16 protein-coding genes are annotated in these 20,028 nt (G+C 42.1%); all 16 read left to right on the forward strand.

The features are described from left to right. The first annotated feature begins 14 nt into the window (after nucleotides 1–14). The 16 genes from ABOA58_RS09050 (at nucleotide 15) to pnp (ending at nucleotide 19,932) form a co-directional block, all read left to right on the forward strand. Entirely contained in the window at nucleotides 15–812 is a 798-nt protein-coding gene (locus ABOA58_RS09050) for a phosphatidate cytidylyltransferase (protein ID WP_350302023.1), read from the forward strand. Between the two features lie 43 nt (nucleotides 813–855). Then, nucleotides 856–2,016 carry a 1-deoxy-D-xylulose-5-phosphate reductoisomerase gene (dxr, locus tag ABOA58_RS09055; protein ID WP_350302024.1) on the forward strand — a complete coding sequence of 387 codons (1,161 nt, stop codon included), beginning with the start codon at nucleotides 856–858 and terminating at the stop codon, nucleotides 2,014–2,016. A gap of 7 nt (nucleotides 2,017–2,023) precedes the next feature. Continuing rightward, complete coding sequence (gene rseP / locus ABOA58_RS09060) at nucleotides 2,024–3,292, forward strand: RIP metalloprotease RseP (RefSeq protein ID WP_101224674.1); 1,269 nt, start codon at nucleotides 2,024–2,026, stop codon at nucleotides 3,290–3,292. A 266-nt stretch (nucleotides 3,293–3,558) separates the two neighbouring features. After that, nucleotides 3,559–5,259 carry a proline--tRNA ligase gene (locus ABOA58_RS09065; protein ID WP_350302025.1) on the forward strand — a complete coding sequence of 567 codons (1,701 nt, stop codon included), beginning with the start codon at nucleotides 3,559–3,561 and terminating at the stop codon, nucleotides 5,257–5,259. Between the two features lie 165 nt (nucleotides 5,260–5,424). Further along, nucleotides 5,425–9,747 carry a PolC-type DNA polymerase III gene (locus tag ABOA58_RS09070; RefSeq protein WP_350302026.1) on the forward strand — a complete coding sequence of 1,441 codons (4,323 nt, stop codon included), beginning with the start codon at nucleotides 5,425–5,427 and terminating at the stop codon, nucleotides 9,745–9,747. A 193-nt stretch (nucleotides 9,748–9,940) separates the two neighbouring features. Further along, a complete protein-coding gene (gene rimP, locus ABOA58_RS09075) occupies nucleotides 9,941–10,414 on the forward strand; it encodes a ribosome maturation factor RimP (protein ID WP_133348208.1) in 474 nt (157 codons plus the stop codon). A 43-nt stretch (nucleotides 10,415–10,457) separates the two neighbouring features. Continuing rightward, on the forward strand, nucleotides 10,458–11,588 hold the full coding sequence (gene nusA / locus ABOA58_RS09080) for a transcription termination factor NusA (RefSeq protein WP_076366463.1): 1,131 nt from the start codon (nucleotides 10,458–10,460) through the stop codon (nucleotides 11,586–11,588). Nucleotides 11,589–11,604: 16 nt separating this feature from the next. After that, complete coding sequence (gene rnpM / locus ABOA58_RS09085) at nucleotides 11,605–11,880, forward strand: RNase P modulator RnpM (RefSeq protein ID WP_061462443.1); 276 nt, start codon at nucleotides 11,605–11,607, stop codon at nucleotides 11,878–11,880. Between the two features lie 4 nt (nucleotides 11,881–11,884). Then, nucleotides 11,885–12,190, forward strand: a complete 306-nt coding sequence (locus ABOA58_RS09090) for a YlxQ family RNA-binding protein (RefSeq protein ID WP_034313614.1) — start codon at nucleotides 11,885–11,887, stop codon at nucleotides 12,188–12,190. A 19-nt stretch (nucleotides 12,191–12,209) separates the two neighbouring features. Continuing rightward, entirely contained in the window at nucleotides 12,210–14,360 is a 2,151-nt protein-coding gene (infB, locus tag ABOA58_RS09095) for a translation initiation factor IF-2 (protein WP_350302027.1), read from the forward strand. Then, a complete protein-coding gene (locus tag ABOA58_RS09100) occupies nucleotides 14,357–14,638 on the forward strand; it encodes a DUF503 domain-containing protein (RefSeq protein WP_057913375.1) in 282 nt (93 codons plus the stop codon). Before infB ends, ABOA58_RS09100 begins: the two co-directional genes overlap by 4 nt. 17 nt (nucleotides 14,639–14,655) lie before the next feature. Next, the gene (gene rbfA, locus ABOA58_RS09105; protein ID WP_101224680.1) at nucleotides 14,656–15,015 is read left to right on the forward strand and encodes a 30S ribosome-binding factor RbfA; all 360 of its coding nucleotides are present in this window, start codon (nucleotides 14,656–14,658) and stop codon (nucleotides 15,013–15,015) included. Nucleotides 15,016–15,184: 169 nt separating this feature from the next. Then, nucleotides 15,185–16,105 (forward strand): tRNA pseudouridine(55) synthase TruB, encoded by a 921-nt coding sequence (truB, locus tag ABOA58_RS09110; RefSeq protein ID WP_350302028.1) that lies wholly within the window; start codon nucleotides 15,185–15,187, stop codon nucleotides 16,103–16,105. A 33-nt stretch (nucleotides 16,106–16,138) separates the two neighbouring features. Next, nucleotides 16,139–17,089, forward strand: coding sequence for a bifunctional riboflavin kinase/FAD synthetase (ribF, locus tag ABOA58_RS09115; protein ID WP_350302029.1), 951 nt, complete (start codon nucleotides 16,139–16,141; stop codon nucleotides 17,087–17,089). 136 nt (nucleotides 17,090–17,225) lie between these two features. Then, the gene (gene rpsO / locus ABOA58_RS09120) at nucleotides 17,226–17,495 is read left to right on the forward strand and encodes a 30S ribosomal protein S15 (protein WP_053345367.1); all 270 of its coding nucleotides are present in this window, start codon (nucleotides 17,226–17,228) and stop codon (nucleotides 17,493–17,495) included. Between the two features lie 319 nt (nucleotides 17,496–17,814). Beyond that, nucleotides 17,815–19,932 (forward strand): polyribonucleotide nucleotidyltransferase, encoded by a 2,118-nt coding sequence (gene pnp / locus ABOA58_RS09125; RefSeq protein WP_350302030.1) that lies wholly within the window; start codon nucleotides 17,815–17,817, stop codon nucleotides 19,930–19,932. The last annotated feature ends 96 nt before the right edge of the window (nucleotides 19,933–20,028 follow it).

The raw sequence follows: 20,028 nt of genomic DNA on the forward strand, positions 1-20,028 counted from the left end.
AGGAAAATGGAATAATGAAACAACGAATTATTACGGCGGTCGTAGTTGCCGCTATCTTCATTCCACTAGTGATTTTAGGGGGCACTCCCTTTTTACTGACGGTATATCTGTTAGGGTCAATTGGTTTGTATGAACTGATGAAAATGAAAAAGTTACGTGTACTGTCTTTTGAAGCAATTCTTTCCCACATATTATTGTGGGTGCTTTTATTGCCTAATGAGCATACCGCTTTTTTAGCAGAAATAAATTACGATAAAGTTCAAGTCTTCTTAATCGGAGTTTTGCTGCTGTTGCTTTATACAGTCGTTTCAAAAAACCGTTTTACTTTTGATGACGCAGGCTTTCTAGTGATTTCGATCTTATACTTGGGGATAGGCTTCTATTACCTATTTGAAACACGTGACTCATTGGAGTTGGGGCTGATCTATATCCTGCTTATCCTATTTACGATCTGGGCAACCGATTCCGGGGCTTACTTCATAGGTAAATCACTTGGTAAAAGAAAGCTATGGCCAGAAATAAGTCCAAATAAGACGGTGGAAGGATTTATCGGCGGGTTATTTTCCGCGATGGTAGTGGGGGTACTATTTTACGCCTTCTCCAGCCTTGACTACACGTTATTACAATTATTATTGATTTCATTAATCATTGGGGTATTCGGCCAATTGGGCGATCTCGTCCAATCGGCGTATAAACGACATTATGGCGTTAAGGATTCAGGGACGCTTCTCCCGGGACATGGTGGCATTTTGGACAGGCTTGATAGCGTGATATTCATTTTACCGATTTTGCATTTATTGCACGTTTTATAATATAAATATACGCAAGTGTTATCTGAATTAGGAGATGAACAATTTGAAAAATATCAGCCTTTTGGGCGCGACAGGATCGATTGGTCAACAAACAGCGGATGTAGTAAGGTCCCATCCAGATCAATTCAAGATCGTGGCGCTTTCTGCTGGAAAGAATATAGAATTGGTCAGGACTTATATAAAAGAGTTTGAACCGAAACTGGTTTCAGTCCAGACGGAAGAAGATTATCATGTTTTGAAAAGTGAATTCTCCAGCCGCAAAGATATCGAGTTCATGTATGGGGATGAGGGTTTGACTGCTGTTGCCGTTTATGGTCAAGCGACGATATTGGTCAATGCTGTAATCGGAAGCGTGGGTCTTTATCCTACACTTCAAGCAATAAAGGCTAAAAAGGATATTGCGATCGCCAACAAGGAGACTTTGGTGACGGCAGGTCATTTGGTCATAAGTGAAGCAAAAAAAGCGGGGGTTAGATTGCTGCCGGTTGACAGTGAGCATTCCGCTATTTTTCAGGCATTGCAAGGTGAAAAGGAAAAAAATATAGAACGACTTGTCATTACTGCTTCAGGAGGCAGTTTTAGAGATCGGACCAGGGAAGAATTGAAGGGTGTAACGGTGGAAGAGGCACTGAACCATCCGAACTGGTCAATGGGAGCTAAAATCACGATCGATTCGGCATCAATGATGAATAAAGGATTGGAAGTAATTGAGGCCCACTGGCTATTCGATCTTCCCTACGATAAAATTGATGTATTGCTACATAAGGAGAGCATCATCCATTCCATGGTTGAGTTTCATGACTCCAGTGTGATAGCACAACTGGGGACACCGGATATGCGGGTGCCGATACAATATGCACTTACTTATCCAGACCGCGTTCCGCTGGCAGGGCGCAAACGGCTTAACCTTGCTGAAGCAGGCAAGCTGCACTTTAGCGATATGGATTTCACCAGATATCCTTGTTTGCAATTCGCTTATAAAGCGGGTAAAATGGGCGGAACGATGACTACTGTGCTAAATGCCGCCAATGAAGCCGCAGTCTCTGCATTCTTATCTGGAAAGGTAACCTTCCTTGATATTGAAACATTGATTGAAAAAGCGCTGAATCAGCATTCCGTCATAGCCCTTCCAGATTTAGAAACGATTCAGGAAGTCGATCATATGACAAGGCAGTATATAGAATCTTTAGTGAAAGATAGGTGACCGGAACATGCAGACTTTAGAAACGATTATAGCGTTCATCATCATTTTTGGAGCTCTAGTATTTTTCCATGAGCTTGGGCACTTAGTGTTTGCAAAGCGAGCAGGAATTTTATGCCGTGAGTTCGCAATCGGTTTCGGGCCAAAAGTATTCACATATAAAAAGAAGGAAACCGTTTATACCATTCGATTGCTTCCTCTTGGCGGCTACGTGCGTATGGCTGGTGAAGACGCAGAGAATATAGAATTGAAGCCCGGCTATCGAGTGGGATTAATGTTTGATAATGAAGAGAATGTTACAAAAATCATTTTGAACAATAAAGATAAATATCCTGATATTCGTCTTGTGGAAGTTGAAGTGATCGACCTTGACCATAAACTGATCCTTACTGGATATGAAGAGGGAGAGGAAGAAACACTAAAAACGTTTGCCATTCATAAAGAAGCGGTGATCGTTGAAAATGGTGTAGAGAACCAGATTGCCCCTTTTGACCGGCAATTTGCCTCAAAGTCGCTTGGGCACCGTTTTCTAACGATTGTAGCTGGACCGGCAATGAATTTTGTTTTGGCTTTTGTCATTTTTGTGTTGATCGGCTTGTTTCAAGGAGTCGTGGTGGATGAAGCGAAACTTGGTGAGTTGACACCGGATGGTTCGGCTGTAAATGCCGGTTTAAAATCGGGGGATGTCATTCAATCCATAGAAGGAACGGAAGTCTCCACTTGGGGAGATGTTCAGGAAAGCATTCAAAAGAACCCTGGGCAAGAGATCGAGTTCGTCGTTGACAGGGACGGGAAAACATTAGAAGTTCCGGTTGTTCCGCAAGAAGTGGAGAGGGAAGGGAAGAAAATCGGGATTATCGGTGTCTACCCTCCGGTTGAAAAAGCACCGATTAAAGCTATACAATACGGTTTTACAGAAACGTATTTTTGGACAAAACAAATCTTCATCATCCTTGGTGACCTCGTAACGGGTGGGTTTACGATCGACAGTTTATCTGGTCCTGTAGGAATATATAAATCAACTGAGGAAGTGGCGAAACAAGGTTTATTCACGTTAATGAAATGGGCAGGGCTGCTCAGCATTAACCTGGGAATCATGAACCTGCTTCCACTACCGGCATTGGATGGAGGAAGGCTGTTATTCTTTGTGGTCGAATTTTTGAGAGGGAAACCGATCGATCGTCAAAAAGAAGGAATGGTCCACTTCATCGGCTTTGCTTTGCTGATGTTATTGATGATTGTCGTTACATGGAATGACATCCAGCGCTTCTTCCTGTAAGATATGTTTGGATAATGCAAAACAGGCCAGCAGATTTATCTGTTGGCCGTTTTCTTATCTGAAGGATTTCCTAGTTTTTTAACCGTTTTGGGGAAATTGTTTGTTTTCTAGGGAAATCGTAAGTATAATCGAGAATGAGTATATTAAATTAGCTTTTCTGAATAACGCGGAAAGTCTTTTTTGTATGAAATGACCGTATTAATGTTGCGGTATTAAATTTACCGTAGCTGTAAGTAATTTAAAGGAAATATTGAAGAGGTGCAGATATGAAACAAAGTATGACGTTGATCCCTACATTGAGGGAAGTGCCTGCAGATGCTGAAATCAAAAGCCATCAGCTGCTATTACGTGCAGGATTTATGAGACAAAACTCCAGCGGGGTTTATAGTTTTATGCCGCTTGGAAAAAAGGTGCTTCAAAAGGTTGAGGCGATCGTTCGGGAAGAGCTGGAAAATGCTGGTGCAGTAGAATTGTTGATGCCGGCTTTACAACAAGCCGAATTCTGGCAGGAATCTGGACGCTGGTATACCTATGGTCCAGAGTTGATGCGGCTTAAGGATCGCAACAACCGTGAATTTGCGCTTGGTGCCACACATGAAGAAGTGATAACCAGCTTAGTTCGTGATGAGGTGAAGTCCTATAAGCGTCTTCCATTGACGGTTTACCAAATCCAAACCAAATTCCGTGATGAAAAAAGACCGCGTTTCGGATTGCTGCGTGGACGTGAGTTCATCATGAAGGATGCTTATTCTTTCCATGCCAATCAAGAAAGCCTGGATGCTGTTTATAAAAATTTATATGCGGCATATTCGAATATATTTAGCCGTTGTGGGTTGAACTTCCGTGCCGTCATTGCCGATTCTGGGGCGATGGGTGGTAAGGATACACATGAATTCATGGTCCTGTCTGACATAGGGGAGGATACAATCGCATATTCGGATACTTCCGATTATGCAGCTAATATTGAAATGGCACCTGTGAGTGTAAACTATGAAAAAAGCTCCGAAGAACAAATTGCACTTGAAAAAATTCATACACCAGGCCAAAAATCGATTGATGAAGTTGCATCATTCTTGAATACTGATGCAGAGAAACTAATAAAATCGTTATTGTTTAAAGTGGATGAAAAGTATGTGCTTGTTTTGGTACGAGGAGATCATGAAGTCAATGATATCAAGCTAAAGAATTTCTATAACGCTTCAATCGTTGATTTGGTCGATCCAAATGAGACGAAGGAAGTCTTAGGATGTACAATTGGATCTCTTGGACCAATCAATGTCACTTCTGAAGTTGAAGTGATTGCGGATGTTGCCGTCGAAGCCATGGTTAATGGAGTTTGTGGTGCAAATGAGGAAGACCACCATTATGTGAACGTAAATCCCGCACGTGATTTTAACGTGGCCAACTATATAGATCTACGTTTCATCCAAGAGGGTGACCCATCACCGGACGGTAACGGAAAAATTAAATTTGCCAAAGGGATTGAGGTAGGCCACGTATTCAAACTAGGAACTAAATATTCCGAAGCTATGAATGCGACATTCCTGGATGAGAATGGACGCTCGCAGCCTATGATCATGGGATGTTATGGTATTGGGGTTTCCCGTACACTTGCAGCTGTTGCTGAACAATTCAACGATGAAAAAGGGTTGGTCTGGCCAGCGAATTTAGCGCCATACCAAGTCCATTTGATTCCAATCAATATGAAGGATGAGTCTCAGGCTGCACTGGGAGAAGATTTATATAATGATTTAAAGGCACAAGGCATGGAAGTTCTAATGGATGATCGTCAAGAACGTGCGGGCGTAAAATTCGCAGACTCTGACTTGATCGGTCTTCCTGTCAGGGTGACTGTAGGTAAAAAGGCATCCGACGGAATCGTCGAAGTGAAAATCCGTAAAACGGGTGAGGTTCTTGAAATTGAAAGAGCTGAACTAACTCAAAAGCTTCACGAAATACTGGGGTAATTTAAAAATAAGGGAACTAGGCATCATTCAATTGGATGATGCCTTTCCTTTTCATGGATTTGGATACTAGTGAAACATTCATGATATGTTATAATAGCCTCTGATATCAAAACGAAAATGATAGTGAATAATATCTAAAGAGATAGTAGATAGGGGAGAGAGGGAATGGATCAAAATCCAAATAGCGGTAGAGAGAGATTTCAACTCTTGCTCCAGCAAATGGACTTGACTGAGGATGCCTTTGTGAATTATTTCATAGGTGCCGAAATTGATAAACTCTCAATCGAGAGGGAGTCCAAAACATGGCATTTTGCCTTTAATATACCTGCATTAATTCCTTGCAGTGTTCATACAAGACTTGCTACTCATCTAGCAAGTACGTTTTCCCATATTGCAAAGGTCACATTCAACTTGAATGTGGCCAATCCGCAAGTGACGGAACAATTGGTGAAAGAGTATTGGAAAAACTGCATTGGCGAGCTTGAAGGCATGTCTCCAGCACTGTTATCACTTCTGAATGAACAAGTGCCAACGGTGAATGGATATAAGCTTATCGTAAGCGCCCGAAATGATACGGAGGCTGGTCAGTTAAAACGAAAATACTCCGGCATCATTTCGAATATCTACCAAACATTCGGTTTTCCTCCGTTGACACTTGAAGCGGAAGTGAAGGAAACGGTTTCGAATCCTGATTACCAGAAGTTTTTAGAAGAGAAACAAAAGGAAGATGCAGAAAAGGGACTTGCCGCCCTAGTGGAAATGCAGAAGAAAGAATCGGAAAAAGGCGGCGACGATGGCGTCTACGAAGGACCGGTTAAAATTGGCTATACGATTAAAGAAGATGCGGATTTCCGCAGAATCGAACAAATTATCGATGAAGAGCGCAAGATTGCTATCGAAGGCTTCGTATTTGATGCAGAAGTGCGTGAGTTGCGAAGCGGACGAAGCCTGTTGACATTTAAAGTCACCGATTATACGAGCTCGATATTGGTCAAAATGTTTTCGCGTGATAAAGAAGATGCTGCCATACTTGCCCGAGTGAAAAAAGGGATGTGGGTACGTGCCCAAGGCAGCATCCAAAATGATACATTCGTACGTGACCTTGTAATGATCGCAAATGATATAAATGAAATTTCTAAACAAGGACGGCAGGATAAGGCCCCAGAAGGAGAAAAGCGTGTAGAACTGCATATGCATACCCCAATGAGCTCGATGGATGCAGTGACACCTACTTCAGCGCTTGTTGCCCAAGCTGCAAAGTGGGGGCATAAGGCTGTTGCCATTACAGATCATGCGGGAGCACAATCATTTCCTGAAGCTTATAGTGCCGGTAAAAAGAATGGTATCAAAATCCTTTATGGCGTCGAAGTGAATCTTGTAAATGATGGTGTACCCATCGTTTATAATGAGGCGCATATCGCTTTGGCAGATGCCACCTATGTTGTGTTTGACGTAGAGACGACGGGTCTGTCAGCCGTTTATGATACGATCATTGAATTTGCTGCAGTGAAAATCCGTGACGGTGACATCATAGATCGATTCGAGTCATTTGCTAATCCGCATCACCCACTATCCAATACGACGATAGAATTGACTGGAATTACTGATGATCTTGTAGAAAATGCTCCAGAAGTCTCGGAAGTGCTGGAAAAGTTCAAGGAATGGGCGGGCGATGCGATCCTGGTTGCCCACAACGCAGCCTTCGATATGGGGTTTTTGAATATAGGTTATAAAAACTTGGGTTATCCTAAAGCTTCCAATCCTGTGCTTGATACATTGGAACTTGCCCGTTTCTTATATCCGGAGTTTAAAAATCACCGGTTAAATACACTATGTAAAAAGTTCGATATTGATTTGACCCAGCATCATAGGGCCATTTATGACGCCGAAGCTACAGGTTACCTTATGCTGAAGATGCTGAAGGATGCGATGGAAAAGGAGATTACCCATCATGATCAACTTAATGACAATATGGGTAAAGGAAATGCTTATCAGCGTTCCCGACCGTCCCATTGTACGCTGATCGCGCAAACACAGGCTGGTTTAAAAAACCTTTTCAAATTAATTTCAATATCACACATCGATTATTTCTATCGTGTGCCCCGGTTACCGCGCTCACAACTTAAAAAGTATCGTGAAGGAATCTTGGTAGGATCGGGTTGCGATAAAGGGGAAGTTTTTGAAGGGATGATGCAGAAGGGTTTTGAGGAAGTCGTCGATATCGCCGAATTCTACGATTATCTTGAAATCCATCCGAAGGAAGTGTATCAGCATTTGATTGAGCTTGAATATGTACGGGATGATAAATCATTAGAAACGATCATCTCCAATATCGTCAAGCTTGGTGAAAAATTGGATAAGCCAGTCGTAGCTACGGGAAATGTGCATTATTTGGATCCGAATGATAAAATTTACCGTAAAATTCTCGTGAATTCACAAGGCGGCGCCAATCCGCTGAATCGTCATAAGCTTCCTGACGTACATTTTCGGACAACAGATGAAATGCTGCGGGAATTCTCCTTCCTCGGTTCCGAGAAAGCTAAAGAGGTCGTGGTGACCAACACGAATAAAATCGCTGATATGATTGATGAAATTAAGCCAATCAAGGATGAGTTATATACACCTAAAATTGAAGGTGCAGATGAAGAGATGCGTGAAATGAGTTATGGCATGGCAAGGAAGATTTATGGAGAGAACCTGCCGGAAATCGTGGAAGCCCGTCTTGAGAAAGAATTGAAAAGCATCATTGGCCACGGTTTTGCCGTTATTTATTTAATTTCTCACAAACTTGTTAAAAAATCATTGAATGATGGTTATCTAGTTGGTTCAAGGGGATCGGTTGGATCATCTTTCGTTGCCACCATGACTGAAATTACTGAGGTAAATCCACTTCCGCCGCATTATGTATGCCCGGAGTGCAAAAAATCCGAATTCTTCAATGACGGTTCTGTAGGTTCCGGATTTGACCTGCCCGATAAAGACTGTCCCGATTGCGGTATTGCTTATACAAAAGACGGGCATGATATCCCGTTTGAAACTTTCCTTGGGTTTAAAGGGGATAAGGTTCCCGATATCGACTTGAACTTCTCCGGTGAATATCAGCCGAAGGCCCATAACTATACGAAGGTCTTATTCGGTGAAGAATATGTATATCGTGCAGGGACGATTGGTACGGTCGCCGAAAAAACGGCTTATGGATATGTAAAGGGGTATTCCTCTGATAATAACATCCATATGCGTGGAGCCGAGACTGATCGCCTTGTTGCCGGATGTACTGGTGTGAAAAGGACGACAGGACAGCATCCGGGCGGAATCATCGTTGTTCCGGATTATATGGATATCTATGATTTCACACCTATTCAGTTCCCGGCGGATGACAGGAATTCCGAGTGGAAAACTACTCACTTTGATTTCCATTCCATTCATGATAATATTTTGAAACTTGATATACTTGGACACGATGATCCGACTGTAATCCGGATGCTTCAAGATTTAAGCGGCATCGATCCAAAGACCGTTCCTACCGATGATCCAGAAGTAATGAAAATATTCAGCAGCACTGAATCTTTAGGAGTTACCGAAGAACAGATCATGTGTAAAACGGGTACGCTTGGCATCCCGGAATTTGGTACGCGTTTTGTCCGGCAAATGCTTGAAGATACGAAACCTACGACATTTTCGGAGCTTGTTCAGATTTCGGGGCTTTCCCACGGTACGGATGTATGGCTGAGCAATGCACAGGAACTGATTCATAACCGGATATGTACACTAAGTGAGGTTATAGGCTGCCGGGATGATATTATGGTCTATCTGATTTATCAAGGTCTTGATCCTTCCCTAGCGTTTAAAATCATGGAATCTGTACGTAAAGGGAAAGGGCTCTCTGAGGAATTCGAAGAGGAAATGAGGAAAAATGAGGTACCGGAATGGTATATCGATTCATGTAAGAAGATTAAATACATGTTCCCGAAAGCCCATGCTGCAGCTTACGTCTTAATGGCTGTCCGGATTGCCTATTTTAAAGTCCATTTGCCTTTATTGTATTATGCAGCCTATTTCACAGTGCGTGCCGATGATTTTGAAATCGACGCCATGACACGGGGATCGCAGGCCATCAAATCAAAAATGGAAGAAATCATGGTAAAGGGATTGGATGCATCCACCAAGGAAAAGAATACATTGACGGTTCTCGAACTTGCTTTGGAAATGTGTGAACGCGGATATTCCTTCGCTAAAGTTGACTTGTACAAATCCAGTGCAGATCAATTCTTAATTGAAGGAAATACTTTGATACCGCCTTTCAATTCGATACCGGGTCTTGGGACGAATGCGGCGATCAATATTGTCAATGCGCGGAAAAATGGTGAATTCCTCTCCAAAGAAGACCTTCAACAACGGGGTAAGGTTTCGAAGACCATCCTTGAATACCTTGATAAACAAGGCTGTCTGGAGTCATTGCCTGAACAAAATCAGTTATCTTTATTTTAAATAGGGATCTGATTTCAAAAAGGAAGAAACAGACATGACATTTGCATAAATATCTTGATTATGGTATATTTTTATTGGAAATACTAAGAGGAACCAATGGCAAGAGTGGGGAAACCCACTCTTTCGTGTTGTATTGACCATTTAATTTTGAATCCGAAACCAAGCGCATACAACGCACGTATGGAGGAAACAAATGAGTAAAAAGGTAACGGAAGTCGTAGAGGAATTAGCATTACCAATTCTAGAAGAATTGCAGCTTGAATTAGTCGAAGTGGAGTATGTGAAGGAAGGTAAAAGCTGGTTCCTTCGAGTGTACATTGATAAAGAAACAGGCGTAGATATTGATGATTGCGGAAATGTGAGTGAAAAACTCAGTGAAAAGCTTGATGAGGTTGATCCGATTCCACAAAATTATTTTCTCGAAGTTTCATCACCCGGAGCAGAAAGGCCTCTGAAAAAAGAGAAGGATTTCCTTAATGCTATCGGTAAAAATGTTTACATAAAAACATACGAGCCCATTTTAGATGAAAAAGAATTCGAAGGAATCTTAACCAGTTTCGATGGTGAAGAAGTGACACTCGAAGTCACAATCAAGACAAGAAAGAAAACGATTGTCATACCATTCGAAAAGGTAGCCAAAGCAAGATTGGCGATTACCTTCTCTTAAGTCAGGCAAATCATTAATTTAAATATCCGTAAGGGGGATCACCATGGGCAATGAGTTATTGGATGCTCTCTATATTTTAGAAAACGAAAAAGGGATTTCCAGGGAGGTTTTGATCGACGCGATTGAATCTGCCCTTATATCGGCATACCGCCGTAACTTTAACCAAGCACAAAACGTACGTATCGACTTGAATCTTGGTAAAGGAACAATGCGTGTATTTGCCAGAAAAGACGTTGTTGACGAAGTGTTCGATTCACGTCTGGAAATTTCTGTTGAAGAAGCAAGAGCAATTGATCCCAACTATCAGTTAGAGGATATTGTCGAAATGGAAGTAACACCTAAGGATTTCGGCCGTATTGCTGCACAAACAGCAAAACAAGTCGTCACTCAAAGGGTGCGTGAAGCGGAACGGGGCATCATTTATGCCGAATTCATCGATCGTGAAGAGGATATCATGACTGGCATCGTTCAACGCCAGGATTCCCGTTTCATTTATGTGAGCCTAGGTAAAATCGAAGCTTTGCTCCCGGTGAATGAGCAAATGCCGAATGAACAGTATAAGCCACATGACCGCATTAAAGTTTTCATCACTAAAGTTGAAAAGACTTCCAAGGGCCCGCAAATTTTTGTATCCCGTTCACATCCTGGCCTTTTAAAACGTTTATTCGAAATCGAAGTGCCTGAAATTTTTGATGGAACAGTAGAAATTAAGTCAGTTGCCCGCGAAGCAGGCGACCGTTCAAAAATCTCCGTGCACTCCGATAACGAAGAAGTAGATCCGGTCGGTTCTTGTGTAGGCCAAAAAGGACAGCGTGTCCAGGCCATCGTCAATGAATTGAAAGGTGAAAAAATCGATATCGTTAAATGGTCGGAGAATCCGGTCATTTTCGTTGCGAATGCTTTAAGCCCTTCAAAAGTACTTGAAGTTATTGTTAAAGAAGAGGAAAAGGCTACGACTGTAATCGTTCCGGATTATCAACTTTCCCTGGCAATTGGTAAGCGTGGACAAAATGCCCGTTTAGCTGCCAAGCTTACAGGCTGGAAAATTGATATCAAGAGTGAAACGGAAGCCCGCGAAGCTGGTATTTATCCTGTGGAAGAACAGGAATTCCTTTTGAGCAGAGATAGTTATGTTACTGAAGAGGAAACAGATTTCGAAGAGGATAACGAGTAATTCGAGGTGAAAAAAGATGAATAGCCGAAAAAAAATCCCGATGCGTAAATGTGTGGCTACAGGCGAAATGAAGCCGAAGAAAGAACTCATTCGCATCGTTCGATCTAAAGAAGGGGAAGTCAGCCTGGATCCTACCGGAAAGAAATCTGGAAGGGGAGCTTATTTGACTCTTGATCGGGATGTTATCGAGCTGGCCAAAAAGAAAAATGTGCTGGCTAATCACCTTAGTACCCAAATCGATTCTTCCCTTTATGAACAATTGCTTGAATTAGTGAATAAGGAGAAAAACTAACACCATGACCCAACAACAACAATGGATGTCTCTATTAGGTTTGGCCAATCGAGCACGCAAGCTAATTTCGGGTGAAGAATTAGTGGTTAAAGAGATTAGAAGCGGTAATGCCAAAGTTGTTATTTTATCCGCGGACGCTTCAAAAAACACTGAAAAAAAAATATCTGATAAGTGCGCATTTTATCAGGTTCCTTTAAAAAGAGTCGAAAGCAGGTCATTGCTCGGCCATGCGATAGGCAAGGATGCTAGAGTTGCCGTCGCAGTTCTGGATGAAGGTTTTGCACAAAAACTCCGAACGCTGCTCGATTAAATTTTACGGGGGTGAACGTATGACAAAATTGCGTGTATATGAATATGCAAAACAAAAGAACGTTTCAAGCAAGGATGTAATAAATAAACTTAAAGAAATGAATATAGAGGTAACAAACCATATGACAGCATTAGACGATTCAACTGTAAATAAATTAAACGATTCAATCAAACCTAAAAACGAAGATAAAAGCCAAGAACCAAAAGCTAACGCTACGGTTGCGAAGTACGAAGCTGAAGCGGATGAAAAGAGCACAGTCAATAAAGAAAAACTGAAGAAGAAACCACCAGTTAAACCTGTAGGGACGAAAAAACCAACAGGTCAGTTCAACAAAGGTCGCAATAACAAGAATAAAAATAATAAACAAAGACAACAAGCGCCTCAGGCACCTGTAACAAAACGTAAAGAAAGGGAACTTCCAGAGAAAATTACGTTTTATGAGTCTTTGACGGTTATGGAGCTTGGAAAGAAACTTCACCGTGAACCTTCTGAAATCATTAAAAAGCTCTTTATGCTTGGAGTTATGGCAACAATCAACCAAACTTTGGAAAAAGATGCAATTGAATTGATTTGTGCGGAATACGGTGTAGTGGCCGAAGAAGAGATTCGTGTCGACCTAACAGACCTTGAATCACTTGTCACTGAGGATGCTTCTGAAGATTTGATCGAACGTCCGGCTGTCGTGACGATCATGGGTCACGTTGACCATGGTAAAACGACATTGCTTGATTCTATACGCCATACAAAAGTAACTGAAGGCGAAGCGGGCGGAATCACTCAGCATATCGGTGCTTATCAAGTTAAAGTTAATGATAAGAAAATAACATTCCTGGATACACCAGGCCATGCTGCGTTTACAACAATGCGTGCCCGCGGTGCACAAGTTACCGATATCACCATCCTTGTCGTCGCTGCGGATGATGGCGTTATGCCTCAAACGATTGAAGCGATCAACCATGCTAAAGCGGCTGAAGTTCCAATTATCGTCGCTGTCAATAAGATGGATAAAGAAGCTGCCAATCCGGACCGTGTCATGCAAGAATTGACAGAACACGGTTTAGTTTCTGAAGCATGGGGCGGAGACACGATCTTCGTACCAATTTCAGCTAAAAACGGTGAAGGAATCGACAGCTTGCTTGAAATGATTCTTCTTGTCAGTGAAGTGGAAGAGTATAAAGCTAATCCATCTCGTAAAGCAAATGGAACGGTCATCGAAGCACGTTTGGATAAAGGGCGCGGATCGGTTGCCACTTTGCTAGTTCAAAACGGAACGTTGAAAATCGGCGATCCGATTGTTATCGGTAATACATTCGGACGTGTTCGTGCTATGGTTAACGATCTTGGACGCCGTGTTAAGGATGCAGGTCCTTCAACACCGGTTGAAATCACTGGATTGAACGAAGTGCCACAGGCCGGCGATCGTTTCATCGTCTTTGAAGATGAGAAAACGGCCCGTCAAGTTGGGGAAGTGCGTGCACAAAGGCAACTTGCTTCACAACGTAATGAAAAATCCCGTGTAACCCTTGATACATTGTTCGAGCAAATGAAAGAAGGGGAAATTAAAGAATTGAACATCATTTTAAAGGCTGATGTTCAAGGTTCTGCGGAAGCAGTAGCCGCTTCCCTGAATAAAATAGAAGTGGAAGGCGCTAAAGTGAAAATCATACACACTGGCGTCGGTGCTATCACAGAGTCTGACATCATCCTTGCTACAGCTTCGAATGCAATCGTCATCGGTTTCAACGTCCGTCCTGACGTGAATGCGAAGCGTGCAGCTGAATCAGAAAATGTTGATGTCCGTCTTCACCGCATCATCTACAAAGCGATCGAAGAGATCGAGTCGGCTATGAAAGGGATGCTTGACCCTGAATTCGAAGAAAAAATTATCGGTCAGGCTGAAGTCCGTACGACTTTCAAAGTATCCAAGGTGGGTACGATTGCCGGTTCTTACGTTACAGAAGGAAAAATTACTCGTGACAGCGGAATTCGCTTGATTCGTCAAGGTGTCGTCATTTTCGAAGGTGAAATTGATGCATTGAAACGCTTTAAAGATGATGTAAAAGAAGTGGCAACGAACTATGAGTGCGGTATTACGATTAAAAATTACAACGACCTTAAAGAAGGCGATGTAATTGAAGCGTATGTTATGGAAGAGATTGAACGTAAATGATCGTTGGCTCTGTCCAATGTGAATGCATCATCCATGACACCCATTCTTTGAAAGAAAAACGGGCCGTGCTTCAGCGTGTCATGACACGGCTTAAGCAGAAGTTCAACATTTCTGTAGCAGAAACCGATTTTCAGGATTTATGGCAGCGGACTAAGATTACTATCGTTACCGTAACATCCTCGAGGAAGGCTACTGAACGGGAACTTCAAAATGCCCTTAAATTTCTAGATTCTTTTCCGGAACTAGAGCGAACAATAACAGATATAGACTGGCTTTAGGCTATTGAGGTGATATTATGAGCCTTCGTTCAAATCGTGTTGGCGAACAAATGAAAAAAGAGCTGAGTGAAATTATCGGCCGAAAAATTAAAGATCCAAGAATCGGATTTGTTACTGTGACGGATGTCGCGGTTACAGGCGATTTACAACAGGCAACAGTTTATATTTCCGTTTTGGGTGACCAGGAACAAAGGGAGAAAACCCTGCAAGGTCTAGCTAAGGCGAAAGGATTCATGCGTTCAGAAATTGGGCAGCGGATCCGCCTCCGCAAAACCCCTGAGCTGTTTTTTGAATTTGATGAATCGGTCGATTATGGTAATCGTATCGAGTCGTTGATTTCCCAAATCAATAAACCGGCTGAAAAAGACGAGGAATAAGCAAGCAGTAAAAGGAGGCCGACTCAATAAGTGCTTTGCACTTCTTGAAGTCGGTCTCTTTTTTTTGAAAAATGGATATGTAAAAAAACGATAAACACCTATCGGAATTGGAATTCATTTTGCTTTATGATAGTAATTTAGGGTGTTTTATAAATGATGAGGTGAAAGCGTGAACGGTATTCTTCCATTATGGAAACCCAAGGGATTGACATCCCATGATTGTGTTTTTAAATTAAGAAAGATCCTGAAGACAAAAAAGGTAGGGCACACAGGTACTCTAGATCCTGATGTAACAGGGGTTTTACCTATTTGTATTGGCAGGGCAACCAAGATAGCCGAATATTTGACAGAAGCCGGTAAAGCGTATGAAGGGGAAGTGACCCTTGGTTTTTCCACGACAACTGAAGACGCAAGCGGTGAAAAAGTGGAAGAGAAAAAGGTTGATCAAGTGATTCAGCGTAAACGGATTCTGGAAGTGCTGGAATCACTGACTGGAAAGATTGAACAGACGCCGCCAATGTATTCAGCAGTAAAGGTAAACGGGAAGAAGTTATATGAATATGCCCGTGCAGGGGTGGAAGTGGAGAGGCCGACAAGGGAGGTCACCATTTATGATATTACCCTTCTCGATGATCGTTCTGAATTTAAAGGGGAAACCATTTCTTTTCGGTTTCGCGTCAAATGCAGCAAAGGAACGTATATTCGGACGCTTGCAGTCATGATGGGGGAAGAATTGGGTTTTCCTGCCCATATGTCAGACTTGACACGTATTGAATCAGCAGGTTTTAAGCAGGAGGATTGTTTCACATTTTCTGAAGTGGAAGACTTCATGGAAAGTGGACAAACGGATAAATTTTTGCTGCCTTTGGAACGGGGATTATTTCATTTGCCCAAATTTCAGATTAGTGATAAAGTAGCAAAGAAAGTACTTAACGGTGCGGTATTGGAACAAACAAAGGATGTTGTTGTTGATAAAGGGATGCCTTTTGTTATGGTCGACCCAGCAGATAAGGCCATTGCCATTTATCAAATACATCCGACAAAAGAGGGATTAATTAAACCTGTAAAAGTATTGGCACAAGAATTATAGACCGTTTTACCGCCGGAAAGAGGAGATTGAAAGGTGAAAGTGATCGCAATAGAGCATCCTCATCAATTTAATTCGGATGATTTTCCCGAGCTTGTAATGGCGCTTGGATTTTTTGATGGTATACATAAAGGTCATCAGATTGTTATTCAGACCGCCAAGCAAAAAGCCGATGAAATGAATCTTAAGTCAGCAGTAATGACATTTGACCCGCATCCTTCTGCAGTACTGGGTAGGAAAACGGAAAATATCCGCTATATCACTCCACTTGAAGATAAAGTGGATATCATAGAGTCGATGGAGATAGATTATTTATTCATTGTCCATTTCAGCAAGGAATTTGCTTCGGTACTGCCGGAACGGTTCGTTGACGAATACATTGCCGGGCTGAATGTCCGTCACGTAGTTGCAGGCTTTGATTATTCCTACGGTCGCTATGGTCAAGGATCGATGGATGATTTGCCTGTTTATGCACAGGGCAGATTTTCACAGACAGTCGTCGCAAAACAGACAATTGAAGATGAAAAGGTTAGCTCGACGAGAATCAGGGAAACTCTCGGTGATGGCAGCTTTACCGACTTCTATCATTTGGCTGGCCGCCGCTATTTAACGAAAGGTCATGTCGTTCACGGTGAAAAGCGGGGCAGGAAATTGGGTTTCCCCACCGCTAATATTGAAGTGGGTGATGATTATATTTTTCCTGCTGCCGGCGTATATGCCGTCAGGATCAAAATAAGCGGTAAATGGTATAAAGGGGTTTGCAATGTCGGCTACAAACCTACATTCCACGAAGAAAAACCTAAATATCCGACTGTAGAGGTTCATGCCTTGGAGTTCTCGGGTGATATTTATGGCAACCAGGTCTCGGTTGAATGGCATACAAGACTTCGGAGTGAGCAGAAATTTTCCGGACTTGAAGCATTGGTCGCTCAGATCGAAACGGATAAGCAAAATGCCATAGCCTATTTTGCAAAGCTTGAAGGATAAAAAGACAAGACTTGCAATTTTAATGAAAAACATGTATTCTATTGTATGTATGAAAATAACCATTGCTTGGCTAGTCGAGACTCCGACGCTGGCTCGGTAATAGGTGATTTTACAGAATTTTAGGAGGAATAATAACATGGCAATTACACAAGTACGCAAAAACGAACTTATCGCTGAGTTCAGAACTCACGATACTGACACTGGTTCTCCAGAAGTTCAAATCGCAGTATTAACAGAAGAAATCAACAACTTGAACGGTCACTTACGCACACACAAAAAAGACCACCATTCACGTCGCGGTCTTCTAAAAATGGTAGGTAAACGTCGTAATCTTTTAACTTACCTACGTAACAAAGACGTTACTCGTTACCGTACACTAATTAACAAATTAGGTCTACGTAGATAATTTTTTCAGGAAGGCGGGAAATTTCCCGCTTTTTTGATGTTAATCAAATGATTTGGACGTATTCTACTTAAGGCTGGGCCTTCGTCCTTGGGACTCGGCAGGAGCCGGGTCCTTTTCCATTTATAAATGATCGGGATATACATAATCAAATGAATGAAATTTTTATTCATTTTACTGTTAATGCTTGTTTTTTTCGTGCATAATAGGAATAGTTTGGTTTTAACTCGAGTTCAGTTACTTTTCACATATAAATGATTTATCCAATACAGGTTTAGGTAAACTAAGCCTCTAAGTGAAGATTCAGAGAGGGGTTTAATAAATGGGACAGGAAAAACATACGTATTCATTTGACTGGGCCGGCCGTAATGTAACGGTAGAGATAGGGCAATTGGCCAAACAAGCGAACGGGGCAGTATTAGTCCGTTATGGAGAAACTGCTGTATTAAGTACAGCAACGGCTTCGAAGGAACCTAGAAATGTCGACTTTTTCCCTTTGACAGTCAACTACGAAGAAAGACTTTATGCAGTCGGTAAAATTCCGGGAGGCTTCATTAAACGTGAAGGACGACCGAGTGAAAGGGCAATTCTTGCAAGCCGCTTGATTGACCGTCCAATCCGTCCGCTTTTCGCCGACGGCTTCAGGAATGATGTTCAGATCATCAGCATGGTCATGAGTGTCGATCAAGATTGTTCTACGGAAATGGCAGCTATGCTAGGTTCTTCACTTGCACTTTCAGTTTCCGATATTCCGTTCGAAGGTCCAATTGCCGGAGTTGTAGTGGGGAGGATCAATAATGAATTCATTATTAACCCTACTGTCGACCAACTAGCTGAAAGTGACATCAATCTGACGGTTGCCGGCACAAAAGATGCTATCAACATGGTTGAAGCCGGAGCAAATGAAGTACCAGAGGAAACGATGCTTGAAGCAATCATGTTTGGACATGATGAAATCAAGAAGATCATTGCATTCCAAGAGAAAATCGTTGCTGAAATCGGCAAGGAAAAAATGCAGGTCACTTTATATCAAGTGGATGCAGAACTGGAAGCAGAAGTGAAAGGCCTATGTGAAGCAGACTTGAACAAAGCTGTACAAGTTCAGGAAAAACATGCTCGTGAAGACGCGATCAAAGAAGTAAAAGATCGTGTATTGGGTCATTATGAGGAAGAAACTGATGAAGAGAAATTAAAGCAGATCAAAGAAATCCTGAATAAATTGGTCAAATCCGAAGTCCGCCGTTTAATCACGGAAGAAAAAGTGCGTCCGGATGGCCGTAATCCTGACGAAATCAGACCATTATCATCAGAAGTTACCATTCTGCCACGTACACATGGTTCCGGATTGTTCACACGCGGACAAACCCAAGCTCTATCCATCTGTACATTAGGTGCACTTGGTGATGTGCAGATTCTGGACGGACTTGGAACCGAAGAGTCAAAACGTTTTATGCACCACTATAACTTCCCGCATTTCAGTGTCGGTGAAACTGGCCCTATCCGTGGGGCAGGACGCCGTGAAATCGGTCATGGTGCACTTGGTGAAAGGGCATTGGAGCCTGTTATTCCAAACGATAAAGACTTCCCTTATACAATCAGGCTTGTTTCTGAAGTGCTTGAATCAAACGGTTCAACATCACAAGCAAGTATCTGTGCAAGCACTTTGGCAATGATGGATGCAGGTGTTCCATTGAAAGCTCCAGTTGCCGGTATTGCCATGGGTCTTGTCAAGTCAGGTGAGCACTATACAATCTTAACGGATATTCAAGGTATGGAAGACCATCTGGGAGACATGGACTTTAAAGTCGCAGGTACTTCAAAAGGTGTTACTGCCCTACAAATGGATATTAAGATTGAGGGTCTTTCAAGAGAGATTCTTGAAGAAGCTTTACTTCAAGCCAAACATGGCCGGATGCATATTTTGGAATCAATGATATCAACAATCAATCAACCGCGTGAGCAGCTATCCAAATATGCTCCAAAAATCGTTACAATGTCCATAAATCCGGATAAGATCCGTGATGTGATTGGACCGAGCGGAAAACATATCAACAAAATCATTGAAGAAACTGGCGTGAAAATCGACATCGAACAAGATGGAACGGTATTCATATCTTCTACTGATGAACCAATGATTCAAAAAGCGAAGAAAATCATTGAGGATATCGTACGTGAAGTCGTAGTGGGCGAACTATACTTAGGTAAAGTTAAACGTATCGAAAAGTTCGGTGCCTTCGTTGAAATCTTCAACGGTAAAGACGGTTTGGTACATATTTCTGAACTGGCTGAAGAAAGAGTCGGAAAAGTGGAAGATGTCGTTTCACTTGGCGATGAATTATTGGTCAAAGTTACTGAGATCGATAAGCAAGGAAGGGTAAACCTTTCCCGTAAAGCGGTCTTGAAAGAGCAAAAAGAGGCAGCCAACCCTACTCAATCGTAATGAATAATGTAAATCCGGCATGCAGTTCCTTGTGAATCTGCATGCTTTTTTTGTTTAAAAGTATGGGAATATCCATAGTGTGAATGGCGTTAAAAG

The sequence above is a fragment of the Peribacillus frigoritolerans genome (assembly GCF_040250305.1).
Taxonomy (GTDB): domain Bacteria; phylum Bacillota; class Bacilli; order Bacillales; family DSM-1321; genus Peribacillus.